This window comes from Corynebacterium sp. MSK310 (genome assembly GCF_030227355.1).
Taxonomy (GTDB): domain Bacteria; phylum Actinomycetota; class Actinomycetes; order Mycobacteriales; family Mycobacteriaceae; genus Corynebacterium; species Corynebacterium rhinophilum.
Window position 1 is genome coordinate 355,933 of sequence record NZ_JASPFZ010000001.1, and the last position, 21,586, is coordinate 377,518.

General features: G+C 58.4%; 19 protein-coding genes. 10 read left to right on the forward strand and 9 right to left on the reverse strand.

Annotated elements, in window-relative coordinates; translation table 11 throughout:
* Positions 1-69 precede the first annotated feature (69 nt).
* Positions 70-1,155 (reverse strand): transaldolase, encoded by a 1,086-nt coding sequence (gene tal / locus QP891_RS01680; RefSeq protein WP_284769772.1) that lies wholly within the window; start codon positions 1,153-1,155, stop codon positions 70-72.
* A gap of 31 nt (positions 1,156-1,186) precedes the next feature.
* Entirely contained in the window at positions 1,187-3,259 is a 2,073-nt protein-coding gene (gene tkt / locus QP891_RS01685; protein WP_284769808.1) for a transketolase, read from the reverse strand.
* A gap of 364 nt (positions 3,260-3,623) precedes the next feature.
* Between tkt and QP891_RS01690 the strand changes: the two genes are divergently transcribed.
* Positions 3,624-4,568 (forward strand): heme o synthase, encoded by a 945-nt coding sequence (locus QP891_RS01690; protein ID WP_284769773.1) that lies wholly within the window; start codon positions 3,624-3,626, stop codon positions 4,566-4,568.
* A 55-nt stretch (positions 4,569-4,623) separates the two neighbouring features.
* Here the strand turns inward: QP891_RS01690 and QP891_RS01695 are convergent, their stop codons facing one another.
* The 5 genes from QP891_RS01695 to mptB all read right to left on the reverse strand — a co-directional run bounded on the left by QP891_RS01695 (position 4,624) and on the right by mptB (position 10,259).
* A complete protein-coding gene (locus tag QP891_RS01695; RefSeq protein ID WP_284769774.1) occupies positions 4,624-5,592 on the reverse strand; it encodes a quinone oxidoreductase family protein in 969 nt (322 codons plus the stop codon).
* A 57-nt stretch (positions 5,593-5,649) separates the two neighbouring features.
* Positions 5,650-6,678, reverse strand: coding sequence for a COX15/CtaA family protein (locus QP891_RS01700; protein WP_284769775.1), 1,029 nt, complete (start codon positions 6,676-6,678; stop codon positions 5,650-5,652).
* Between the two features lie 70 nt (positions 6,679-6,748).
* Positions 6,749-7,513, reverse strand: a complete 765-nt coding sequence (locus tag QP891_RS01705; protein WP_284769776.1) for an ABC transporter permease — start codon at positions 7,511-7,513, stop codon at positions 6,749-6,751.
* Between the two features lie 85 nt (positions 7,514-7,598).
* Entirely contained in the window at positions 7,599-8,528 is a 930-nt protein-coding gene (locus QP891_RS01710) for an ABC transporter ATP-binding protein (RefSeq protein ID WP_284769777.1), read from the reverse strand.
* 6 nt (positions 8,529-8,534) lie between these two features.
* On the reverse strand, positions 8,535-10,259 hold the full coding sequence (gene mptB / locus QP891_RS01715; protein ID WP_284769778.1) for a polyprenol phosphomannose-dependent alpha 1,6 mannosyltransferase MptB: 1,725 nt from the start codon (positions 10,257-10,259) through the stop codon (positions 8,535-8,537).
* 215 nt (positions 10,260-10,474) lie between these two features.
* Here mptB and QP891_RS01720 point away from each other — a divergent pair, with 215 nt between their 5' ends.
* The 9 genes from QP891_RS01720 to QP891_RS01760 all read left to right on the forward strand — a co-directional run bounded on the left by QP891_RS01720 (position 10,475) and on the right by QP891_RS01760 (position 19,806).
* Complete coding sequence (locus QP891_RS01720; protein ID WP_284769779.1) at positions 10,475-11,212, forward strand: helix-turn-helix transcriptional regulator; 738 nt, start codon at positions 10,475-10,477, stop codon at positions 11,210-11,212.
* Positions 11,209-12,648, forward strand: a complete 1,440-nt coding sequence (gene sufB, locus QP891_RS01725) for a Fe-S cluster assembly protein SufB (protein WP_284769780.1) — start codon at positions 11,209-11,211, stop codon at positions 12,646-12,648. The genes QP891_RS01720 and sufB overlap by 4 nt, the downstream gene beginning before the upstream one ends.
* A gap of 4 nt (positions 12,649-12,652) precedes the next feature.
* Positions 12,653-13,807 carry a Fe-S cluster assembly protein SufD gene (gene sufD / locus QP891_RS01730; protein ID WP_284769781.1) on the forward strand — a complete coding sequence of 385 codons (1,155 nt, stop codon included), beginning with the start codon at positions 12,653-12,655 and terminating at the stop codon, positions 13,805-13,807.
* 30 nt (positions 13,808-13,837) lie between these two features.
* Positions 13,838-14,596: a Fe-S cluster assembly ATPase SufC gene (sufC, locus tag QP891_RS01735; RefSeq protein WP_284816854.1), complete on the forward strand. Its 759-nt coding sequence runs from the start codon at positions 13,838-13,840 to the stop codon at positions 14,594-14,596.
* Between the two features lie 46 nt (positions 14,597-14,642).
* Positions 14,643-15,887, forward strand: a complete 1,245-nt coding sequence (locus tag QP891_RS01740; protein ID WP_023022417.1) for a cysteine desulfurase — start codon at positions 14,643-14,645, stop codon at positions 15,885-15,887.
* A complete protein-coding gene (sufU, locus tag QP891_RS01745; protein ID WP_005279143.1) occupies positions 15,887-16,339 on the forward strand; it encodes a Fe-S cluster assembly sulfur transfer protein SufU in 453 nt (150 codons plus the stop codon). The genes QP891_RS01740 and sufU overlap by 1 nt, the downstream gene beginning before the upstream one ends.
* The gene (locus QP891_RS01750; RefSeq protein WP_005279145.1) at positions 16,340-16,747 is read left to right on the forward strand and encodes a metal-sulfur cluster assembly factor; all 408 of its coding nucleotides are present in this window, start codon (positions 16,340-16,342) and stop codon (positions 16,745-16,747) included.
* A gap of 93 nt (positions 16,748-16,840) precedes the next feature.
* Positions 16,841-18,472 carry an ABC-F family ATP-binding cassette domain-containing protein gene (locus QP891_RS01755; RefSeq protein WP_284769782.1) on the forward strand — a complete coding sequence of 544 codons (1,632 nt, stop codon included), beginning with the start codon at positions 16,841-16,843 and terminating at the stop codon, positions 18,470-18,472.
* Positions 18,473-18,477: 5 nt separating this feature from the next.
* Positions 18,478-19,806 (forward strand): DUF2254 domain-containing protein, encoded by a 1,329-nt coding sequence (locus QP891_RS01760; RefSeq protein WP_284769783.1) that lies wholly within the window; start codon positions 18,478-18,480, stop codon positions 19,804-19,806.
* 59 nt (positions 19,807-19,865) lie between these two features.
* Here the strand turns inward: QP891_RS01760 and QP891_RS01765 are convergent, their stop codons facing one another.
* Both QP891_RS01765 and QP891_RS01770 read right to left on the reverse strand, forming a co-directional pair.
* Positions 19,866-21,230, reverse strand: coding sequence for a PFL family protein (locus QP891_RS01765; RefSeq protein WP_284769784.1), 1,365 nt, complete (start codon positions 21,228-21,230; stop codon positions 19,866-19,868).
* 1 nt (position 21,231) lies between these two features.
* Complete coding sequence (locus tag QP891_RS01770) at positions 21,232-21,501, reverse strand: ACT domain-containing protein (RefSeq protein ID WP_034654051.1); 270 nt, start codon at positions 21,499-21,501, stop codon at positions 21,232-21,234.
* Positions 21,502-21,586: the final 85 nt, after the last annotated feature.

Consider the following 21,586-nt stretch of genomic DNA (forward strand, 5'->3'; position numbering starts at 1 on the left):
TAGTCTTTCAACTAGTGGCGGCATAATGCCCCGCCGGCTTTCCGGCGGGGCTAAGACCACGGTCGTAGTTTACGCGAGTCGCTGTTTGAGGGAATCAAGGAGGTCATTCCACGCGGCGACGAACTTGTCGACGCCTTCGCGCTCAAGGACCACGAAGACATCTTCTAGGTCAATGCCCACCGATTCGAGCTGGGAGAAGACCTTCTCGGCTTCTTCGCCGGCCGTGGACAGGGTGTCGCCGTGGAGGCCACCTTCCTGCAGGACCGCATCAATGGTCTTTTCCGGCATGGTATTGACCGTGTGCGGCCCAGCCAGCTCGGTCACGTACAGCGTTGCTGGGTAATCAGGGTTTTTCACGCCGGTGGAAGCCCACAGTGGTCGCTGTACGGGAGCGCCTTCTGGGAGGCCGTTGTCACCGAGCAATTCTTCTTGGAAGAGGGCGTAGGCACGCTGCGCATTAGCGACACCGGCCTTGCCGCGCAGGGACAGGGCTTCTTCGGAACCGGTAGCTTCTAAGCGCTTATCAACTTCCGTATCCAGGCGGGAGACGAAGAAGGATGCGACCGAATGAATCTTGGTGACGTCCTTGCCACCCTCGGCCGCGCGCTTGAGCCCGGCCTGGAATGCGGAGATGACCTCGCGGTAGCGGGCGACCGAGAAGATCAGGGTGACGTTGACGCTGATTCCATCTGCGAGGGCATCCTCGATTGCGGGAAGGGAGCCCTTGGTAGCCGGGATCTTGATCATCGCATTGGGGCGGTCCACCTTGTCCCACAGTTCGCGGGCCTGCTTGAGGGTTGCCGCTGCATCGTCAGAGATGCGCGGATCCACCTCGATGGATACGCGGCCATCCTGGCCGTCGGTCTCGGCGTAAATATCGGCGAAAAGGTCACAGGCGTTTTGCACGTCCGTAATGGCCAGGGAATAGACGGCCTCATCGGCCGAAGCACCCTTCTCCTTCAATGCAGCCAAGTCCGCGTCATAGGCTGTGCCACTAGTCATAGCGGTGGCGAAGATGGCCGGGTTGGTCGTCACACCCACGATGGACTTGGAGGAAATAACCTCTTTTAAGTTTCCAGACTCCAAACGCTGGCGCGAGAGATCATCGAGCCACGTGGAGGTACCCAATTGGGCAAGTTCAGAAATGTTGTTCATAGTCATTCCTTTAAGCGTCGGTGAGGTGGGCTTAGCGCTGCGTTTCGGCGATGCTCTCGCGTGCGGCATCGGCAACTGCAGCAGAGGTGAAGCCAAACTTTTTGAAGAGCTCATCGCCGGGAGCAGAAGCGCCGTAGTGCTCTAGGGAGACGTTGCGGCCGAAAGTACCGGTGTACTTGTGCCAGGACATGGCGAGGCCAGCCTCAACGGAAACGCGAGCCTTCACGCTGCTGGGCAGGACCGATTCGCGGTACTCTGCATCCTGCTCGTCGAACCACTCCAGGCACGGAGCAGATACCACGCGAGCGGACGTGCCTTCGCTTTCGAGCTGGTTGGCTGCCTCCACCGCGAGCTGTACCTCCGAGCCAGTGGCCAGCAAGATGACATCTGGCTCATCCTTGGAGCCTTCGACCAAGGTGTAGGCACCGCGGCGAACGCCATCGCGAGCCTTTTCCTTGGTGCCGTCCAAGATGGGAAGATTCTGGCGGCTAAGCGCAAGGCCCTTCGGTGCAGCCTTGTATTCCATCGCTGCGGCCCAGGCCTGCGCGGTTTCATTGGCATCGGCAGGGCGGATTACAGACAGGTTCGGAATGGCGCGCAACGCTGACAGGGTTTCTACTGGCTGGTGGGTTGGGCCGTCCTCGCCCAAGCCAATAGAATCGTGCGTCCACACGTAGTAGGTATCGGTAGACATCAGCGAGCCGAGGCGCACGGCAGGGTACTGATACTCGGAGAAGATCAGGAAGGTACCGCCATATACGCGGGTATTTCCGTGGAGAGCGATTCCGTTCATGATGGCGGACATCGCGTGCTCGCGGATGCCAAAGTGGAGGTTGCGGCCATATGGCTGTGCGGACCACTTATTGGTGGTGATGTTTTCAGGACCGAAGGAATCCGCGCCCTTAATCACGGTGTTATTGGAACCCGCCAAGTCGGCCGAGCCGCCCCACATTTCTGGCAAGGCAGCGGCTAGCGCTTGGATGGTCGCTTCGGAGGCTTTACGGGTGGCAATCGCATCACCTGGCTCCCATACAGGCAGCTCGGCGTCGAAGTTTTCTGGCAATTCGCGGGCCGTCACACGGTCAAAGAGCGCCTTATTCTCGGCGTTTTCTGCCGCCCAAGCGTCGAACTTTTCTTGCCACTGCGCGTGCTTTTCGGCACCGCGCTCACCCAGCTTGCGGGTGTGAGCCAAGACCTCATCATCGATGTGGAAGGTCTTTTCTGGATCGAAGCCGAGCACTTCCTTGGTGGCGGCAACTTCGTCATCGCCAAGCGCGGCGCCGTGGACGCCACCGGTGTTCATCTTGGTGGGGGCAGGGTAACCAATAACCGTCTTAACGCGGATGAAGGAGGGGCGCTCCGTTTCCTGCTGGGCATTGCGCACTGCCTCTTCAATGGCGACGACGTCCTCGCCGGATTCAACAGTCTGGACGTGCCAGCCGTATGCCTCATAGCGCGCGGCGACGTCCTCGTTGAAGGCGATATTGGTGTCATCCTCGATGGAAATGCGGTTATCGTCCCAGAAAACGATCAGGTTGCCCAGCTTCTGGGTGCCGGCCAGGGACGATGCCTCTGCGGTAACGCCTTCCTGCAGGTCACCATCGGAGGCAATGGTATAGACGTAGTGATCAAACGGGGATTGACCAGCTGGTGCCTCAGGATCGAAGAGGCCGCGCTCTTTGCGGGCGGCCATGGCCATGCCCACCGATGATGCCAGGCCCTGGCCGAGGGGGCCGGTGGTGATCTCCACGCCATCGGTGTGGTGCACCTCAGGGTGGCCAGGGGTAAGGGAGCCCCAGGTGCGCAGCTGTTGGAGATCTTTCATCTCCAAGCCGAAACCACCCAAGAAAAGCTGAATGTACAGGGTCAGGGAAGAGTGGCCGACAGACAGCACGAAGCGGTCGCGGCCCGCCCAATTCACGTCATTGGGGTCGTGATTGAGAACGCGCTGGTAAAGCGTGTAGGCGAGGGGAGCCAAGGACATCGCCGTGCCTGGGTGCCCGGAGCCGCAATTCTGGACGGCATCGGCAGCAAGGACGCGCACGGTGTCGACCGCGCGAGTATCGGTCTCTGTCCAGTCGTCCGGATAACGGCGCTCGACCATAGCTTGCAGGTCTGGGGACAAATTATCTTTCGACACGGTATAAAGCCTCGCTTAACTCTAGGCGTTAACTACTGAACTCCATACAGTCTAGTTACTTTTTTGACGGTGGTGCGGAATTATTGAAAGCTGCGGGTAACCGGTAAGCTGGCATGGCTAAGCGGTGTACGGCATAGCATTAGTTACTCTCTGCATTTCCGCTGCATTGATACGATCCATGTGTAGCGCATTTTAAATGTAAGCCATAGTGTGAATTAATTCTCCGGAACTTTTGTGCCGGGGTGTGCGACCACTACACCGTGGGCATACCGCGCTGTGTAGCGTGTGTGCTGTAGATTAACGTCTGTTCAGATAGTGGAGGAATTCCTTGGAGACCATCAAGGCCTATTTTGCGCTAACGAAGCCGAGGATTATTGAACTCCTCCTCGTGGCCGCAATTCCGGCGATGCTCCAAGCACAACGGGGCGTTGAGGCGGTTTCTGAAAATATCTGGCTCATCATTTCCACCATTTTCGGCGGTTGGATGGGCGCTGCTGCTGCCCATACCTTTAATAATGTGGTCGATTATGAAATTGACCAAAAGATGCAACGCACCCGAGCGCGGCCACTAGTGCGCGCCACGATTTCTAAGCGAAACGCGGCGATCTTTGCTTGGATCATGCTCGTGGTTTCGGTGCTCTGGCTGGGAATCCTCGCAAATTCTTGGTTGGCGGCGTTCTTCGTCATCCTGACGAACTTCTTTTACGTCTTCGTCTACACCAAGTTTTTGAAGATGCGCAATGCCCAAAACATCGTGTGGGGCGGTTTAGCAGGATGTATGCCGGCCATGGTGGGTTGGGCCGTGATTCGTGATAACGCGCCAGCAGGCGAGCCCGACCGCTGGTGGCAGGCAATAGTCCTATTCCTTATTATCTTTTTCTGGACTCCGCCACATACGTGGGCCTTGGCCATGAAGTATAAGGAAGATTACCGCAAGGCCGGCGTCCCGATGTTGCCGGTCGTGGCGACGGAGCAAGAAGTAACCCGCCAAATCGTGTGGTATTCCGTTGGCACGGTCATCGTCACGCTGCTTATCGTTCCTGCGGCATCGTGGATTTACCTCATTGCCGCCGTAACTTCCGGTGCGGTCTTTTTGTGGCTATCCATTCGCCTGCACCAAGGCGTAAAGAAAGGCGCAAAGGTAAAACCCATGCGCCTGTTTATCTATTCAAATAACTACCTGTCGGTACTCTTTATCGGCCTGTCCATCGATGCCGTCATAGGCTGGGAACCGATCGGTCGGATGCTCGGTTGGTCCTCCACCCTGTTCTAGAACCCAGTAGCACGCTAAAGCGCGAGTCCGTGGGGCTCGCGCTTATTTGTGTGCCCTAGTCCTGTTTTACCCGCAGGACAATGGAACCGGTGGTGCTGCGCGATTGTAGGTCGCGGTGGGCCTGTGCTGCATCTTCTAAGGGGTAGGAGGCCGAAACGTTGAACTTGAGGTCTCCATCCATCACGGCCTGGACCACCGCTTGCGCGCGCATCTGGAATTCGCCCTCTTGCGCCGTCCACGCTCCAAGTGAAGGTCGGGTCAAGAAAATCGAGCCATGCTTATTGAGCAGCTGAGGGTCGATGGGCTCAACTGGGCCGGAGGCAGCACCAAAGAGTGCGACGGTGCCGCGCGGGCGAACGGCTTCGAGCGATTCGAAGAAGGTGGCTTGGCCCACGCCGTCATAGACCACATCGACGCCGCAGCCGCCATTAAACCGGCGAACCTGCTCGCCCAAGCCATCGCTGTAGCGAAAGACGTGGTCGGCGCCGCACTTATACGAAATCTCTTCCTTCTCATTGGTGGAGACGACCGTATAGACCGTTGCCCCCAAAGAGGACGCCATTTGGGTCAACAGTTGGCCCACACCACCCGCACCAGCGGTAATAAGGCAGGTAGCGCCTTCGCCCAGCTCATAGACGCCGTGGGACAGGAAGTGTGCGGTCATGCCTTGCAGCAGCATCGAGGCCGCGATTTCGGTGGGGAAATCATCCGGCACGGCGACAAGTCCATTTCGAGGGACGCAAACCTGCTCGGCATAGGAGCCAAAGGCGTGGTGCCATGCCACCAGGGAGCCTTCCGCAATTTCTCCCTTGGGATCGTGGACAACGCGTCCCGTTCCCTCAAAGCCAGGGATGAAAGGCGTCTGAGCATTATAGATACCCTCGCGGTAGTAGGTATCGATATAGTTCACGCCCGCTACGGTGACATCGACTAAGACTTCATCCTCAGTGGGCGTAGGGGCAGGAACCTCGGCGTAGCGCAAGACTTCCGGCCCGCCCGTTTCTGTGATCTGGATAGCATACATACGGCCATGCTATCCCACAAAGCCCATAAGCTGCAGAAAAATAGTGCTGTCTAAATCTTAGACGGCGGCGCGTTCCTCATTTAATGCATGCTGGCGGACGGCGTATTTATCGTCCCCGAGGGGCGAGCCTGAGATGAGATTCGGAGTGCCACCGACGCGGTGGCGCCCATGTGCCCAGAGCAGGGCGGTAAAACCGGTGACCACGGCGGACATACCAATGTGGAAGGGGACCGTCCACCGCGGCACGCCCAGATAGAACTGCAAGACGCCCACGGCCCACTGAATGAGGATGCAGACGATAAGGACCCAGCCAGCCTTCTTGGTGTCCTGCGGCGTGCGGTGCTTGTACAGCAGAAAGACGGTAATGGCGGTAAAGATGAGGTAGACGTACATGCACATGGCGTGGGCGATAGCCATGGACTCGGTATCTACATCCAAGCGGCCTTCCATTCCCACTCCGGAGTCACCGGAGTGCACACCGGAACCGGTCACCATGGTGCCGGTAATCAGGACGATCGAGAGGGCGATGGTAGCGATGACGGCGAGAATACGAATCGCTTGCGGGAACCGCGGCTGTGCGGTGCCATCATCGGGTTCCTTAATGCGGGCGTACAACATGCAGGCAAGCCATACCAGCACCATGGAGGGCAGGAAGTGAAGTGCTACGGACCACCAGCGCAGATCCAGGTGCACGGAGATGCCGCCGATAACGGCCTGCAGCACGATGCCGGCCACGTTGAGCCAGGCATAGACCCTGAGCTCAGGACGGCGGCACGCCATGTACATCGCGATTACTGCCGCGCCGGCTGCGGCGGAATCAACAAAGGTGAGGAGGCGGTTGCCAAACTCGATGACCTGGTGGATTGCCGGTGCTGCGCCTTCTACCGGCACCAAGGAACCAGGCTGGCACTGGGGCCATGTGGGGCAACCAAGGCCGGAGCCGGTGACGCGGACAATGGAACCAGATACGGTGATGCCGCCTTGGCAGAAGATCAGGATCAGCGCGATGAGGCGCTGTTGCTCCACGGTAGGGACGGCTTCTTTAAAAAAGCGTTTAGTTCTGGTCCAGTAATTCACAAGGTGCATCCTACTAGTGGGTGTGTAGCGAACCGAAACCTTTGGCTCTTTTTCGCAGGGATCTGGTAATAACTCACATTTAGCCGTCGAAGCGGAACCAACGAACGGCCGCATACGACGCCACTGCCAGCCACGCGGTCAAGGAAATGAGTTCGATGCCGGGAAAGGTGGAATTGGAGGCATCGGCAAGCGCGCCCGCAAGCGCCACCGTAGGCACGATATTGAGCAGGCCATTATCCCCTAAGCCCTGGGAATATAGGGCCCAGCCGACGATCGCCAGAAGGATGAACCAAATGAGGTTTGCCAGCGCGAGTACGGCCTCAGAGCTGAGGGTGCCGCCAAGCACCAAACCCATGGCGGTAAAGGCAGCGACGCCAAATATGAGCGAGACGATCATGAGCAGAATCCCGGGCACACTGATGCGCAGGCCCAAGGCAAAGGCAGTGGCACCGAGCACAAGAATCTGGAATACCACCATCGTCAACACGCCGATGATTTTGCCGCCGATAATCGCCCATGCCGGTACGCCGGAGGCGCCGGTGCGCTTTAAAGCCCCGTATCGGCGGTCAAAGGCCAGGGAGATGGCTTGCCCGGTAAAGCCAGCCGATGTCGCCGCCACCGCAAGCACCATGGGGAAAACCTCGTGCAGACCATGGCCTGTGGTTGATTCCAGGTGGGCGGTCCCAAGCAGGATGGCGAGTGGGATAACGATGCTGAGCAGTTGTTGTTCGCCGTGGCGCAGCATGAGCTTGGCTTCCATGCCGCCTTGGGCAAGGATGATGGCGCCTGCGCTCGCCCGCTTGGGTGCCGGGCGGAAAGTGCCGGGGGGAAACGTTGTGCTCATAAACGGGGGCCTATTCCTTGAAAATTCGCTTGTGGTGGGTGCGGGTACTGGTGATTTTAGGATGAAGACAAGACACAGGGCTTCATCAACTGCGCAAGTGCCTGCCTGTGAGATCGAGGAATACCTCCTCGAGGTTCCGGTGGTGGGATTCTAGGCTTCGCAAAAGCACTCCTTGCCGGGCGAGCTCGGCGGCGAGGGCGGAAATCAATTCCGGTGAACTGGGCTGGCTCACGCGGTAGTGCAGTGGCCGCGAGGCGGTCGTGGGGATCCCAATTCGCTGCAAGGCGTCCAAGTCAACTGCGGAGTTGGCGCTAAAACTAAACCCGGCGGCCTCGCCCTGGGAGGTCAGTTCTGCCGGGGTTCCCTGCGCCACGAGCGCGCCGTGATCCATGATGGCGATGTGATCTGCCAGCGATTCAGCCTCATCCATCAGGTGGGTGGTCAATATAACGGTGGCCCCGTCGCGCTTGAGGGCGCGGATGAGATCCCACACGGCGAGGCGGGATTGGGCGTCCATGCCCGCGGTGGGTTCATCGAGGAAAACCAGCTCGGGCCTGCCGATGACCGCGAGTGCGAGCGATAGCCGCTGTTGTTGCCCTCCGGATAGCCGTCGGTAGGACGTGCGTGCAACACCTTGCAAGCCGAGGGTTTCGAGCAACCATGCCGGTGGCAGTGGATTGGCGTTATAGCGAGCGGTCAATTCCAGCATTTCTAGCACGCGGATACCTGAGTAGGACCCGCCGCCTTGAAGCATGATCCCCACTTTTTCGCGCACCCTATCTGGTGCGGTGCTCGGGTCAAGGCCCAAGACCTTGATGGACCCGGCGGTGGGGTGGATAAAGCCTTCAGACATTTCGATGGTGGTGGACTTGCCAGCACCATTGGGCCCGAGCAGGCAGAATATTTCGCCGTGTGCAACGCTCAGGCTGAGCCCGTTGACGGCTGCCGTGGGGCCAAATTTCTTTACCACACCCTCCAAGGACAAGGCGGGGCTATCGGCTGGAATGACATTCACGGGTGCCTAGTTTAAGACACGGATTCCATTTCGGCGCATAGCACCCCACCACACTCCGGCTACTACGGCGAATGCGCAGGCAGCGGCGATATAAATGGAAAGCACCGTTCCCGCAGGTAGGCCTAGGCCACGTGGTAGGACGAAAAAGCTCATCGCGCCGGTATAGGCAACGACGCTAGACCGGAAGATGTGCCGGTTCGCCCACGCTGCCAATGGCAAAACGGCCCACAGGATGTACCAGGGGTGGACCACCGGGAAGAAAATGACAAGCACCAGGGTAGAGATTCCCAGCCCGCCGACGGGGTGGATATATCCGCGCAGGGTGGCGTACAGCATGCGGGCCATAAAGGCGACTGCGACCAAGACACCGAAACTGCGGGTGATGGTCAATATGGCGTCTGTATGGTCCCCAAGCCCTAGAAACATCCCGAGGAAACCGGCGCCAACTCCTACCGTTGTGGACAGTGAAAGCCAAGACCGAATTGTGGCGGCGCCGCCTTGCCCGGTAATCCATCCGAGGTTAATTCCCGTGATGAGGCTGATGAGCGCAATGGTGACTACGAGCACCGCAGCCTGTACGGCGATGGCCGTGAATAAGGCTTGCCAGCGTGGCACGCGTGCCTGCATGTGCAAGTGGCGGGCATAAGCCATGCCGATAAAGCCGAGTCCAATAAAGCCAGTAACCTTGACCATTCCGGCGCAGGATAAGAAAACTCCCGAGGCTATGAGTGCTAAGTAGGCTCCTCTTTTATCGTGCCCCAGCTTATCGATACCCCTTAAACCGAGTTCCATGCCCAATAACGACAATCCAAGCATGATGGATTCATTATGGATACCGCCCACGAGGTGAAGAATGGTCAGTGGGTTCAAGATGCCGAGCCATATTGCAGAGGCAGGGGAGACGCGGCATCGCTGAGCAAGCTGCGTGATGGCCCAGCCAGCCACGATGATGCCCACGATGGAAAGTAGGCGGTGGGCGATTACGCCTAAGACGATGGAGTTTCCGGTGACGATGCTGACGACTGCCGCCAATCCCAAGGCAACTGGCCCATAGGGCGATGGTGAATTTGCCCAGATAAACGGTACGGAGCGCGCGAGCTCGTCGCCAGCGCCCAAGAGCTGCACCGGGCCGGCGGAATAGGGATCCATCCCTTGTGCGACGATGGACCCATTGGCCAAATAAGAATAAATGTCTTGGGTAAATAAGGGCGCGGTAAAAATGAGGGGAATGATCCACCCGGCCCACGTGATCCACAGCTGGCGCGGAGAAACGAGCCGGCGGGAGCGATCGCTAGCGGGTCCGCCAGGTCGCGCTTGGCGCAGCGGGGTGCCCACGAATGGGGCGAGGAAAATCCAGGCCGTAACTAAAAGTCCCACGCCCACCATGACAAGGGCAGACGAGGTCTGCAGCATGCGTGACATGAGCGAGCCAAAGGGCACATTGTCATAAGGGTTGCCCACTACCGGCAAGGCACCCGCGCCCAAAGCACCAAAGGCAATGAGGAGGGATCCGACGGTTCCCGCCCACCGCAAGATGAAAAAGGTGCGCTTTTGGGAGACTGTGGTGTGCTGGAGGACCTCTGGCGCTTGGGTGATGAAATCGTAGCGAGTATCACCGGCTTGCGCGCCTGTGCCTTCAGCGTGCAACTGTGCGGAACGAGAACCTGCGGTACCCAAGCGCGGCAGTTCTGCCTTAACGCTATCGAGCACTCCCCGTAGTTTCCCTTTCATGGCTTTAGACCTTACGCGAGGACCGTGGGGTGGGAAATTTACCCCCGCCGCCACGCCCGGTAACTGCAATGGTGGCATTCCGGAATGAATTAAGGAACACTAGTGTTGTCTAATGATGAAAGCGCAGTTATGGCGCTTCCGTGGCGACGGCATTTTCGGCGCGACGGAGCACAGCGACTGCAGGTAGCTGACCTAAGGAAGGGAGGTTTTAGGGTATGGGCAACACGCAGCGCGCGGCAGCCGCGCATATGGCGGTGAAGGAATCACGATCCACGGATGGTGATACCCGCCGCCAGGTACTGCTGCTTTTGCTTAAAGATGGCCCTGTAACCGCCTCTTACCTGGGTGAGCGCCTTGGTCTTTCGACCGCCGGGATCCGCCGGCATTTAGACATTCTGGTGGAAGAAGAACTAACGGAAGTTGTCGAGCGCCGTCCAGTTTCTCGTTCGCGGATGCACTCCGGAACGGGGCGTGGGCGACCGGCAAAGCACTTCCGCCTGACGGATCGTGGGCGTGCGCAATTTGGCCATGCCTATGATGAATTAGCTTCTGAAGCGTTGACCGCGCTGCGCTCTGCGGGCGGTTCAGAGGCTGTAAAGAACTTCGCTAAGGCGCGGTTTGAGCGCATCATCGCTGATGTGCGTCCCTTCGTGGACGCGGAAGAATCGGTCGAGGAAGTGGCGCGCAAACTGGCTGAAACCCTGGATAAGCACGGGTACGCCGCCACCGTGGACCGTGCTGGACAGGGAGTGCAAATCTGTCAGCACCATTGCCCGGTTGCCCATGTGGCGGCCGAGCATCCCGAACTGTGCGAGGCAGAGCAGGAAGTCTTTTCCGCCCTCTTAGGCAAACACGTACAACCTTTGGCTTCTATCGCAGATGGCCACGGAATTTGTACCACGAATATCCCCTTGACACCTGTCAAAACTAATACTGAAAGGAGCGAGTCATGACCCAGGCACAATCGGCACCTGACAATAAGATGACCGATGATGAGATCATCGATTCTATTGGTGCGTATGAGTACGGCTGGCACGACTCGGACTCGGCCGGCGCTTCTGCCGCCCGTGGCCTGAACGAGGACGTTGTCCGCGATATTTCCGCAAAGAAGGGCGAGCCCGAGTGGATGCTGAACCAGCGTCTCAAGGCTCTGAATATCTTTGACAAGAAGCCTATTCCCTCTTGGGGTGCGGATCTCTCCGGCATCGACTTTGACCAGATCAAGTACTACGTCAAGTCCACCGAAGAGCAGGCACAGACCTGGGACGACCTCCCGGATGATATTAAGGCCACCTACGACAAGTTGGGCATTCCAGAGGCAGAAAAGCAGCGCTTAGTTGCCGGTGTGGCCGCGCAGTACGAGTCTGAGGTTGTCTACCACCAGATTCGCGAGGACCTGGAAAGCCAGGGCGTTATCTTCGTTGATACCGATACTGCGCTGCGCGATTACCCGGAGCTTTTTGAAGAATACTTCGGCACCGTCATCCCTGCCGGTGACAATAAATTCTCCGCGTTGAACTCCGCAGTGTGGTCCGGCGGCTCCTTCATTTATGTCCCGAAGGGCGTGCACGTTGACATCCCGTTGCAGGCCTACTTCCGTATTAATACTGAGAACATGGGCCAGTTTGAGCGCACCCTCATCATCGTGGATGAGGATGCCTACGTTCACTACGTGGAAGGCTGCACCGCGCCTATCTACAAGTCAGACTCCCTGCACTCCGCGGTAGTTGAGATCATCGTGAAGAAGGGCGGCCGCTGCCGCTATACAACGATTCAGAACTGGTCCAGCAACGTCTATAACTTGGTGACCAAGCGCACCAAGGTGGAAGAGGGCGGCACCATGGAATGGGTCGATGGCAACATCGGCTCCAAGGTCACCATGAAGTACCCGGCCGTGTGGATGACCGGTCCGCACGCTAAGGGTGAGGTGCTCTCCGTTGCCTTCGCCGGCGAGGGACAGTTCCAGGACACCGGTGCGAAGATGACGCACATGGCTCCCTACACCTCCTCCAATATCGTCTCCAAGTCCGTTGCCCGCGCCGGTGGCCGCGCTGCTTACCGCGGACTGGTGCAGGTCAATCAGAATGCGCACCACTCCACGTCCAACGTGGAATGCGATGCCTTGCTCGTGGACAATATTTCGCGTTCGGACACATACCCGTACAACGATATCCGCAACGAGTACGTCACGCTGGGCCACGAGGCAACCGTTTCGCAGGTTTCTGAAGAGCAGCTGTTCTACCTCATGTCCCGCGGCATTGCGGAAGAAGAAGCAATGGCAATGATCGTGCGTGGCTTCGTTGAGCCGATTGCTAAGGAGCTGCCGATGGAGTACGCCCTCGAGCTCAACCGCCTCATCGAACTGCAAATGGAAGGATCGGTCGGCTAAAGAAATGGTCGCTTCGAACGAATTCAATCCGGATAAGATCACCAAGGGTGACGTCTTTACCTCTACCAACGTGGAGGATTTCCCGGTACCGCACGGCCGCGACGAGGTATGGCGCTTTGTTTCCCTCCGCAAGCTGCGGGGCCTGCACAACGGGGAATTTGCTCAAGCGGTTGCCCAGGACGTGAAGGTAAGCGAGCACCCTGGCGTTTCTGCGGAGACTGTAAGCCGCGACGATGAGCGTCTTGGCCGCGTGGGCAAGCCTTCTGACCGCGTGGCCGCCCAGGCATGGACCTCCATGCCGGAAGGTCAAGTGGTAACCGTTGAGCCTGAGGTGCAGGTGGAAGATCCCATCACCATTACCTATACGGGTAAGGGCGAGGACGTGACCTCCTTCGGTGCCACCTCCATTGAGGTAGGCCACCATGCAGAAGCCACCGTTGTGCTGAAGTACGCTGGCTCTGGCACCCATGCGGATAACGTGGAGTTCATCCTCGGCGATGGCGCGCACCTGACCGTCATCGTGGATGTCGACTGGGAAAACGACGCGGTGCACCTGTCCAACCAGGTAGCTCAGGTGGGACGCGATGCAGTGCTGCGCCATAACTCTGCCATCTTCGGCGGCGAGGTCGTGCGCATCGTCCCACGCGTGAACTTCACCGCTCCTGGCGGCGACGCCGAGTTGCTGGGCGTGTACTTCGCCGATTCTGGTCAGTACTTCGAAAACCGCATGCTCGTGGATCACTCGGTTCCGAATTGTCGCTCCAATGTCCTGTACAAGGGCGCATTGCAGGGTGAGAAGAAGAACGAGGCTCGTACCTGCTGGGTGGGAGACGTGCTTATCCGCTCCAACGCACAGGGCACCGATACCTATGAGACGAATAATAACCTTATTCTCACGGACGGTGCGCGCGCTGACGCCATCCCGAACTTGGAAATCGAAACCGGTGAGATCACCGGCGCCGGCCACGCCGCCACGGTTGGACGCTTTGACGATATCGAGCTGTTCTACTTGATGTCCCGCGGCATTCCGGAGGCAGAGGCTCGTCGCCTCATCATTCGTGGCTTCTTCAATGAGGTCATCCACCGCATTCCGGTGCAATCCCTATCCGAGGAACTGGAAAACCGCATTTCCGAAGAACTGGAAAAGATCTCCGCTTAACGCACTTACAGAAGGAAACCCACAAAAACTATGTCTACTCTGGAAATTAAGAATCTCCACGCCCAGGTTCTGCCGAATGAAGAAAACGGCGAGCCCAAGGAAATCCTCAAGGGCGTCAACCTCACCATCAACTCGGGCGAGATCCACGCCATCATGGGACCCAACGGCTCCGGCAAGTCCACCTTGTCCTACACCATCGCCGGTCACCCGAAGTACGAGGTCACCGAGGGCGAGGTGCTTCTCGATGGCGAAAACCTTCTTGACATGCCCGTCGACGAGCGCGCTCGCGCCGGCCTGTTCCTAGCCATGCAGTACCCAACCGAGGTGCATGGCGTGAAGGTATCGCAGTTCATGCGTTCCGCCGTGACCTCCATCCGCGGCGAGGCCCCCAAGCTGCGCGAGTGGAATAAGGAACTTACTGAGGCTCGCGAGAACCTGAAGATTGATAAGTCCTTCATCTCCCGCTCCGTCAACGAGGGCTTTTCTGGTGGCGAGAAGAAGCGCCACGAGGTCATGCAACTGGACATCCTAAAGCCCAAGTTCGCGGTCATGGATGAGACCGACTCCGGCTTGGACGTTGACGCGCTGCGCATTGTTTCTGATGGCATCAACCGCTACCAGGATGACACCAATGGCGGCATCTTGATGATTACCCACTACAAGCGCATCCTGAACTACGTCCAGCCTGATTTCGTGCACGTATTCGCTAACGGCCAGGTTGTTAAGACCGGCGGGGCCGAGTTGGCAGACCAGCTCGAGTCTGACGGCTACGACCAGTTCCTGCAGTAAAGACCAGCCCAGTGCTGGTTCATCCTCGATGAATCGAAGAAGTTTTATGTCTGGATTTGATGTAAACGCAATTAGGGAGCAGTTCCCAATCCTGCAGCGCACCGTGCGCGGCGATAAGCCGCTGGTGTACCTGGATTCGGGGGCTACCTCCCAGCGCCCGCTGCCGGTATGGAAGGCAGAGGAGGAGTTCGTTCTCCATACCAACGCCCCGGTTCACCGCGGCTCGTACCAGCTGGCTGAGGAGGCGGATAACGCCTATGAGTCGGCCCGGCAGGCCATTGCTGCCTTTGTTGGCGCGGATCGCGATGAGATTGCCTTTGCGAAAAACGCTACCGAGGCGCTCAATGAGGTTGCCTATACGCTTTCTGATGAGCGCGCGGGCGAGCTCTACGTAGGAGAGGGCGATACCGTCGTCATCACGGAGCTCGAGCATCACGCTAACCTCGTGCCTTGGCAAGAGCTCTGTGAGCGCACCGGTGCCACCTTGAAGTGGTACTCGTTGACTGACGATGGCCGCATCGACCTGGATTCGCTCGAGCTCGACGAGTCCGTCAAGGTTGTTGCGTTTACTCATCAGTCCAATGTGACTGGCGCTGTATCCGATGTCGAGGAAATGGTGCGCCGCGCCCGCGCGGTTAACGCCATGGTGGTGCTCGATGCCTGCCAGTCCGTCCCGCACATGCCGGTAGATTTCCATGCCTTGGATGTGGATTTCGCCGCATTCTCAGGCCACAAGATGTGTGGCCCCAATGGTGTGGGCGTGCTCTACGGCAAGGACGAGTTGCTGCGCAAGCTTCCTCCATTCCTCACGGGTGGATCCATGATCGAGGTAGTGAAGATGGAAGGCACCACCTTTGCGGAACCGCCAACGCGGTTTGAAGCCGGAACGCAGATGACCAGCCAGGTCGTCGGCCTCGGTGCAGCGGTGAAGTTCCTCGAGGAAGTGGGGATGGATAATATCCATGCCCACGAGCAGAAGCTCACCGCCTATGCCTTGGAGCAGCTTCGTGAGATTCCTGGCCTGCGCATAATTGGCCCAGAAACGGCTGAAAACCGTGGCGCGGCCATCTCCTTTACCGTGGAAGGCGTTCACCCGCACGATTTGGGGCAGGTGCTCGATGACCAGGGCGTATCCATCCGCGTAGGTCACCACTGCGCATGGCCGCTGCACCGCGCCTGCGGTGCACAGTCCACCGCGCGCGCCAGCTTTTACCTATACAACACGGAAGCTGAAGTAGATAAGCTGGTAGAAGCCATTAAGGCCGCCCGCGATTTCTTTGGAGTTGCCTAATGAATCTTGATTCTATGTACCAAGACGTGATCTTGGATCACTATAAAAATCCGCAACACGCGGGCTTGCGCGAGCCGTTCCAGGCAGAGGTCCACCACGTGAACCCCTCATGCGGTGATGAGCTCACATTGCGCGTCAACCTTTCCGCAGATGGCAAGACCGTTGAGGATGTGTCCTACGACGCCGAAGGCTGCTCCATCTCCCAAGCATCGACGTCCGTCATGGCGGAAGAGATCGTCGGCCTGCCCTTGGAGGAAGCCAATAAAAAGCTTGCCGAGTTTGAAAAGATGGTTACCTCGCGTGGCCAAGACGAAGGCGATGAGGACATCATCGGCGATGGTGTTGCTTTCGCGGGCGTTTCCCAATACCCGGCACGAGTTAAATGCGCGCTGCTAGGGTGGAAGGCCTTCCAGGCCGCCACCGCAGATGCGCTCAATGAAGTGGAGAAGTAAATGACCGATCCCGTAGATCCTTACCAGAACGAGAATTCGTCCTTCAGCGCAGGCGGTGAGCGGCCGGAGCAGACGGAAGAACAGCTGTCGAAGGCCTTTGACATCACCGAGTTCATGCGCGACGTCATCGACCCCGAGCTCGGCATCAACGTCGTTGACTTGGGCTTGGTCTATGACCTGTGGCTGGAAGAAGAAGATGGCAAAGAGCTCGCCATGATTAACATGACGCTGACCTCGCCGGCCTGCCCTTTGACCGATGTCATTGCGGAGCAGGTTGAGGACATCGTTACCGGCAAGAAGCTTGCCGATGGCGTGCGTATCAACTGGGTGTGGATGCCGCCTTGGGGCCCACACATGATTTCCGAAGAAGGCCGCGAGCAGCTCCAAGCTCTGGGCTTCGCGGTTTAATCACCACGGAATAGCGGGAAAGCGGCGGTAGTACTACCGCCGCTTTTCTGCGTGAATTAGTGCCTTGTGCTTTGGTTGCTAGACTGGCTTGTCGTGATTGTGACCAATGATTTTGAGGTACGCGTAGGCGCCCGCACGCTTCTCGATGCCCCCGGACAGCACCTCCGCGTCCAACCCGGCGACCGCATCGGGCTAGTGGGCCGCAATGGTGCGGGAAAGACCACGACCATGCGCATTTTGGCCGGCGAGACCGAGCCTTATGGTGGCACGGTTTCTCGCTCGGGTCCGATTGGCTACCTTCCGCAGGATTCGCGTGAAGGAAATATCGAACAAACCGCGCGCGAGCGCGTGCTTTCTGCCCGCGGGCTGGACGATATTAAGCGGCGCATGGCCAAGCAGCAAGAGCTGATGGAAACGGCTACGGATGAGAAATTCCGCGACAAAGCCATCCGTAAATACTCCCGCCTGGAAGAACAATTCGATTCCTTGGGCGGTTACGAGGCCGACTCCGAGTGCGCTCAAATCTGCGATAACTTGGGCCTGCCGCAGCGCGTTTTAGACCAAAAGCTTAAGACGTTATCCGGTGGCCAGCGGCGCCGCGTAGAGCTGGCGCAGATCCTTTTTGCAGCCAGCGAGGGATCAGGCAAATCCCAGACCACGTTGCTCCTGGATGAGCCGACCAACCACCTAGATGCGGACTCCATCGTCTGGCTCCGCCAGTTCCTGTCCAAGCACGAGGGCGGTCTGGTCATGATTTCCCACGACGTCGAGTTGCTTGAGGCGGTCTGTAATAAGGTCTGGTTCCTCGATGCGGTGCGCGGCGAGGCGGATGTCTATAACATGGGGTATAAGAAGTACCTCGATGCCCGCGCCACTGATGAGGCGCGCCGGCGCCGCGAGCGCGCGAATGCGGAAAAGAAGGCCTCCGCGTTGCAAAAGCAGGCCGCCAAATTGGGTGCCAAGGCCACCAAGGCCGCAGCGGCTAAGCAGATGCTGAACCGAGCCGAACGCATGATGAATGACCTCGATGAGGTGCGCGTTGCGGATAAGGTAGCCAATATTAAATTCCCCGAGCCGGCCGCGTGTGGCAAAACGCCTATGAACGCTAAGGGCTTGACCAAGATGTATGGCTCGCTGGAGGTATTCGCGGGAGTGGACCTGGCCATCGATAAGGGCTCCAGGGTCGTTGTCCTCGGATATAACGGTGCCGGTAAGACCACCTTGCTGAAGCTTTTGGCGGGGGAGGAGCGCACCGACGGCGAAGGCGGAATCGTCAGTGGCCACGGTTTGCGCATTGGCTACTTTGCCCAGGAGCACGACAATATCCACCCGGATAAAAGCGTGTGGGAAAACACCATCGAGGCCTGCCCCGATGCGGACCAGCAAGAGCTGCGCGGACTGCTGGGCGCGTTTATGTTTTCCGGCGATAAACTGCAGCAGCCGGCTGGAACGCTGTCCGGCGGTGAGAAAACCCGCCTGTCGCTGGCCACTTTGGTCTCCAGCCGCGCAAACGTGCTGCTCCTCGATGAGCCGACCAACAACCTCGACCCCATCTCCCGCGAGCAGGTGCTCGATGCGCTCAATACGTACACGGGCGCGGTGGTCTTGGTAACCCACGATCCGGGTGCGGTCAAGGCACTCGACCCCGAGCGCGTGATCATCATGCCGGACGGCGATGAAGATCTGTGGTCCGATGAGTACATGGAAATCGTCGAGCTGGCTTAAGCCTTATGAAGACGCTGATCGAGAGGATGCCCGCCTGGCGGGATAAGTTTTGGGTCATTCCCGCCGTAGCGGTAGCGGTAGCCGTCGTGGCGGCCGAAGGCATGTTGGCGATCGACCGCAACTTCGATCTGGCGCTCTCTCGACTTTATGACGGCAGCGCGGAAAGTGCCCAGGGCCTGCTCACTGCCGTTGCCACCGCCACGCTGTCTCTGGCCGGCACCCTGTTCTTTATCACCCTGACCGCGCTTTCCGGCGTGGTGACGGTGATGGGCCCGCGCCTGTTGCACGAGTTTTTAAAGGACCGTTCCATCCAGTCCACGCTGGGGATCTACCTGGCGACCTTTACCTATTCGCTGCTGTCTCTACGTGCCGTGCGCGCCGGCGGCGAGGGCAAGCAAGAACACGTTCCCTCGCTCAATGTGGCAGTCGACATTGCCTTGGCGCTTATATGCGTGGTCTTTTTGATTTACTTCATCGTCCACATCGCGCAGTCCATCAGCATGTCTCACGTGGTGCACGTGGTGGCACAAGATGTGGAAGAGCATATGCGGCGCCTTATTGAGCGTGGTGAGGAAGAGAAGGTATCCAAGGCCCCGGGGTCGGATTTCTACGAATCCGCCGACGCAACCCGCAGCTCCCAAACGGGCTACCTGAAATTCGTGGACTACAAGTCCATTGCCCAAGCCGCGGCCGAAGAAGATTGTGCTGTTCATCTGGGCGTCGCCCCCGGCGATCTCGTGTTAGAAGGCGAGGTCATTGCCCACGGCGTGCCGCACATGCCGGAAAACATTGAAAAGCACATCGTGGTCACGCAGCATCGCGAGGACGCCTCCGCGCACGACCCGCGGTTTACGGCCCGGCACCTTGCGGAAATCGCCGCCCGTGCTTTAAGTACCGGCGTCAATGACCCTTATACGGTCATCGATATCATTGATCGCTTCACGCAAATTTTGGTGGTCATAGGGGACAAGCGCCTGCCACAAGGCATTATGCATATCGATGGCGAGTTCCGCCTGGACTATCAAACCTTTAGCTATGAACAGATCATTGAGGCGATGTTCACCCAAATCCGCCGCGATGCAGCCGATAACGCCGAAATCTATCTCAGCCTGCTCAATAACCTGGCCAAGGTAGTGGCACTGCTGCGCACCGTGGAGCGCCGCGACGTCCTAGATGAGGCGGCGGAGGCTATCTACTCCGATGCGGGCCGCCAGGTCGGCGGTGAGGTGGAGCTGCGCCAGCTAGAGGATTCTTTTCAGCACTTCAAAGCAAACCTCGCCCGGTGGGAAGAATCCGAAAAGCCGGGCGAGGAGAATGAAGACTCCGAGTCCTAAGGGGAGCTTTGCGCGCTTGTCCTAGGCGCGTGTCCCCCTAGGTGTGGAGTACCCCACACCTAGTTGCGGAAACCGTGCACCGGTGCGGGGATAAAGCCACCGCGGTTAATGAACTGCGAGTTGCCCACCGTATTAACCGGGATGATAGGGGCATAGCCCAAAAGACCACCGAAGCTGACCTCGTCGCCCACCTTGGCGCCAGGTACCGGAATGACGCGCACGGCCGTGGTCTTATGATTCATCACGCCGATTGCGGCTTCATCTGCGATCATGCCGGAAATCGTGGCCGCGGAGGTATCACCAGGCAGTGCAATCATGTCAAAGCCCACCGAGCAGATCGCGGTCATGGCCTCCAACTTGTCCATGGAAATGGAGCCGGACTTCACGGCATCGATCATGCCCCTGTCCTCAGAGACAGGAATGAAGGAACCGGACAAGCCACCCACGCGCGAGCACGCCATCATGCCGCCCTTCTTGACGGCATCGTTAAGCAGCGCCAATGCCGCCGTCGTGCCATGCGTACCTACCTGATCGAGGCCCATGTGCTCGAGAATGTGCGCTACAGAGTCGCCGAGTTCCGCCGTGGGAGCCAAGGAAAGGTCAATGATACCGAAGGGAACGCCGAGGCGCTCGGAGGCCATATTGCCCACGAGCTGGCCGGCACGGGTGATCTTGAAGGCTGCCTTCTTCACTTCTTCTGCAACCTGATCCAGGGTTGCGCCTTCCAAGGAACCAAGGGCGCGGTCCACTACGCCAGGGCCCGAGACACCGACGGAAACGACGCAGTCGGGCTCCTCGATGCCGTGGAAAGCACCAGCCATAAACGGATTATCGCCCACGGAATTGGCAAAGACGACGAGCTTGGCGCAGGCGATTGCGGAATTATCCTTGGTAAGCTCCGCGGCTTCCTTAATGACCTCGCCCATCTGCTTCGTTGCATCCATATTGATGCCGGCGCGAGAGCTGGCGATATTGACCGAGGAACACACCACGTCCGTTTCAGCCAGAGCTTCTGGGATCGAGGCAATGAGTTTTTGTTCTGCGCTCGTCGCACCCTTTTCCACCAGCGCGGAGTAGCCGCCGACGAAGTTGACGCCTACTTCCTTGGCGGCCTTGTCCAGCGCCCGTGCGGCATCGACCGGGTTACCATCTAAGCCTGCGACAACGAGGGAGATTGGGGTGACGGAGATGCGCTTGTTGACGATGGGGATGCCGAGTTCACCTTCGATGCCCTCACATACCTCAACCAGGCGGCCCGCTTGCTGCGTTACCCGGTCATAGATGGCCTGGCAGGTAGCCTCCATGGTCGAGCGCGTGCATCCCAGCAGGGAAATGCCCATCGTCACGGTGCGGATATCGAGACGATAGTTTTCAATCATCTCGATGGTGTCCAAGATATTGGTGGTATTAAAACGCGTGCTCATGTTAAATCTCGTTCATGGCGGTAAAGAGGTCTTCGGACTGAATGCGGATGGATTGCTGCTTTTCCTCCGCAACCGGGCGCATCCGCTCCTTGATGGTTTGGATGGATACGGCATCCGCATCGAATTCAACGCGGAGGATCATGGTGAAATAGTCACCCATAATGGTCTGCGAGACATCAATGACGTTGATGTCCAGATCAGCAAGAGTCGTGGTCACTGCGGCAATGATTCCGGTGCTATCGGCACCTGTAACGGTCATAATGGCATACATAGTCAGTATTCTATCTGGTTCGGTGGGCAATGCTTACACCGCGGTCGCGGCATGAAGTGACTTCGCTGCGGAAGTGTCGCTGCAG

Coding starts and splice junctions, on each gene's coding strand:
- tal (WP_284769772.1), bottom strand. CDS start 1,155: ATGAACAACATTTCTGAACTTGCCCAATTGGGTACCTCCACGTGGCTC.
- tkt (WP_284769808.1), bottom strand. CDS start 3,259: ATGGTCGAGCGCCGTTATCCGGACGACTGGACAGAGACCGATACTCGC.
- QP891_RS01695 (WP_284769774.1), bottom strand. CDS start 5,592: ATGTATGCTATCCAGATCACAGAAACGGGCGGGCCGGAAGTCTTGCGC.
- QP891_RS01700 (WP_284769775.1), bottom strand. CDS start 6,678: ATGCACCTTGTGAATTACTGGACCAGAACTAAACGCTTTTTTAAAGAA.
- QP891_RS01705 (WP_284769776.1), bottom strand. CDS start 7,513: ATGAGCACAACGTTTCCCCCCGGCACTTTCCGCCCGGCACCCAAGCGG.
- mptB (WP_284769778.1), bottom strand. CDS start 10,259: ATGAAAGGGAAACTACGGGGAGTGCTCGATAGCGTTAAGGCAGAACTG.
- QP891_RS01720 (WP_284769779.1), top strand. CDS start 10,475: ATGGGCAACACGCAGCGCGCGGCAGCCGCGCATATGGCGGTGAAGGAA.
- sufB (WP_284769780.1), top strand. CDS start 11,209: ATGACCCAGGCACAATCGGCACCTGACAATAAGATGACCGATGATGAG.
- sufD (WP_284769781.1), top strand. CDS start 12,653: ATGGTCGCTTCGAACGAATTCAATCCGGATAAGATCACCAAGGGTGAC.
- sufC (WP_284816854.1), top strand. CDS start 13,838: ATGTCTACTCTGGAAATTAAGAATCTCCACGCCCAGGTTCTGCCGAAT.
- QP891_RS01740 (WP_023022417.1), top strand. CDS start 14,643: ATGTCTGGATTTGATGTAAACGCAATTAGGGAGCAGTTCCCAATCCTG.
- sufU (WP_005279143.1), top strand. CDS start 15,887: ATGAATCTTGATTCTATGTACCAAGACGTGATCTTGGATCACTATAAA.
- QP891_RS01750 (WP_005279145.1), top strand. CDS start 16,340: ATGACCGATCCCGTAGATCCTTACCAGAACGAGAATTCGTCCTTCAGC.
- QP891_RS01760 (WP_284769783.1), top strand. CDS start 18,478: ATGAAGACGCTGATCGAGAGGATGCCCGCCTGGCGGGATAAGTTTTGG.
- QP891_RS01765 (WP_284769784.1), bottom strand. CDS start 21,230: ATGAGCACGCGTTTTAATACCACCAATATCTTGGACACCATCGAGATG.
- QP891_RS01770 (WP_034654051.1), bottom strand. CDS start 21,501: ATGTATGCCATTATGACCGTTACAGGTGCCGATAGCACCGGAATCATT.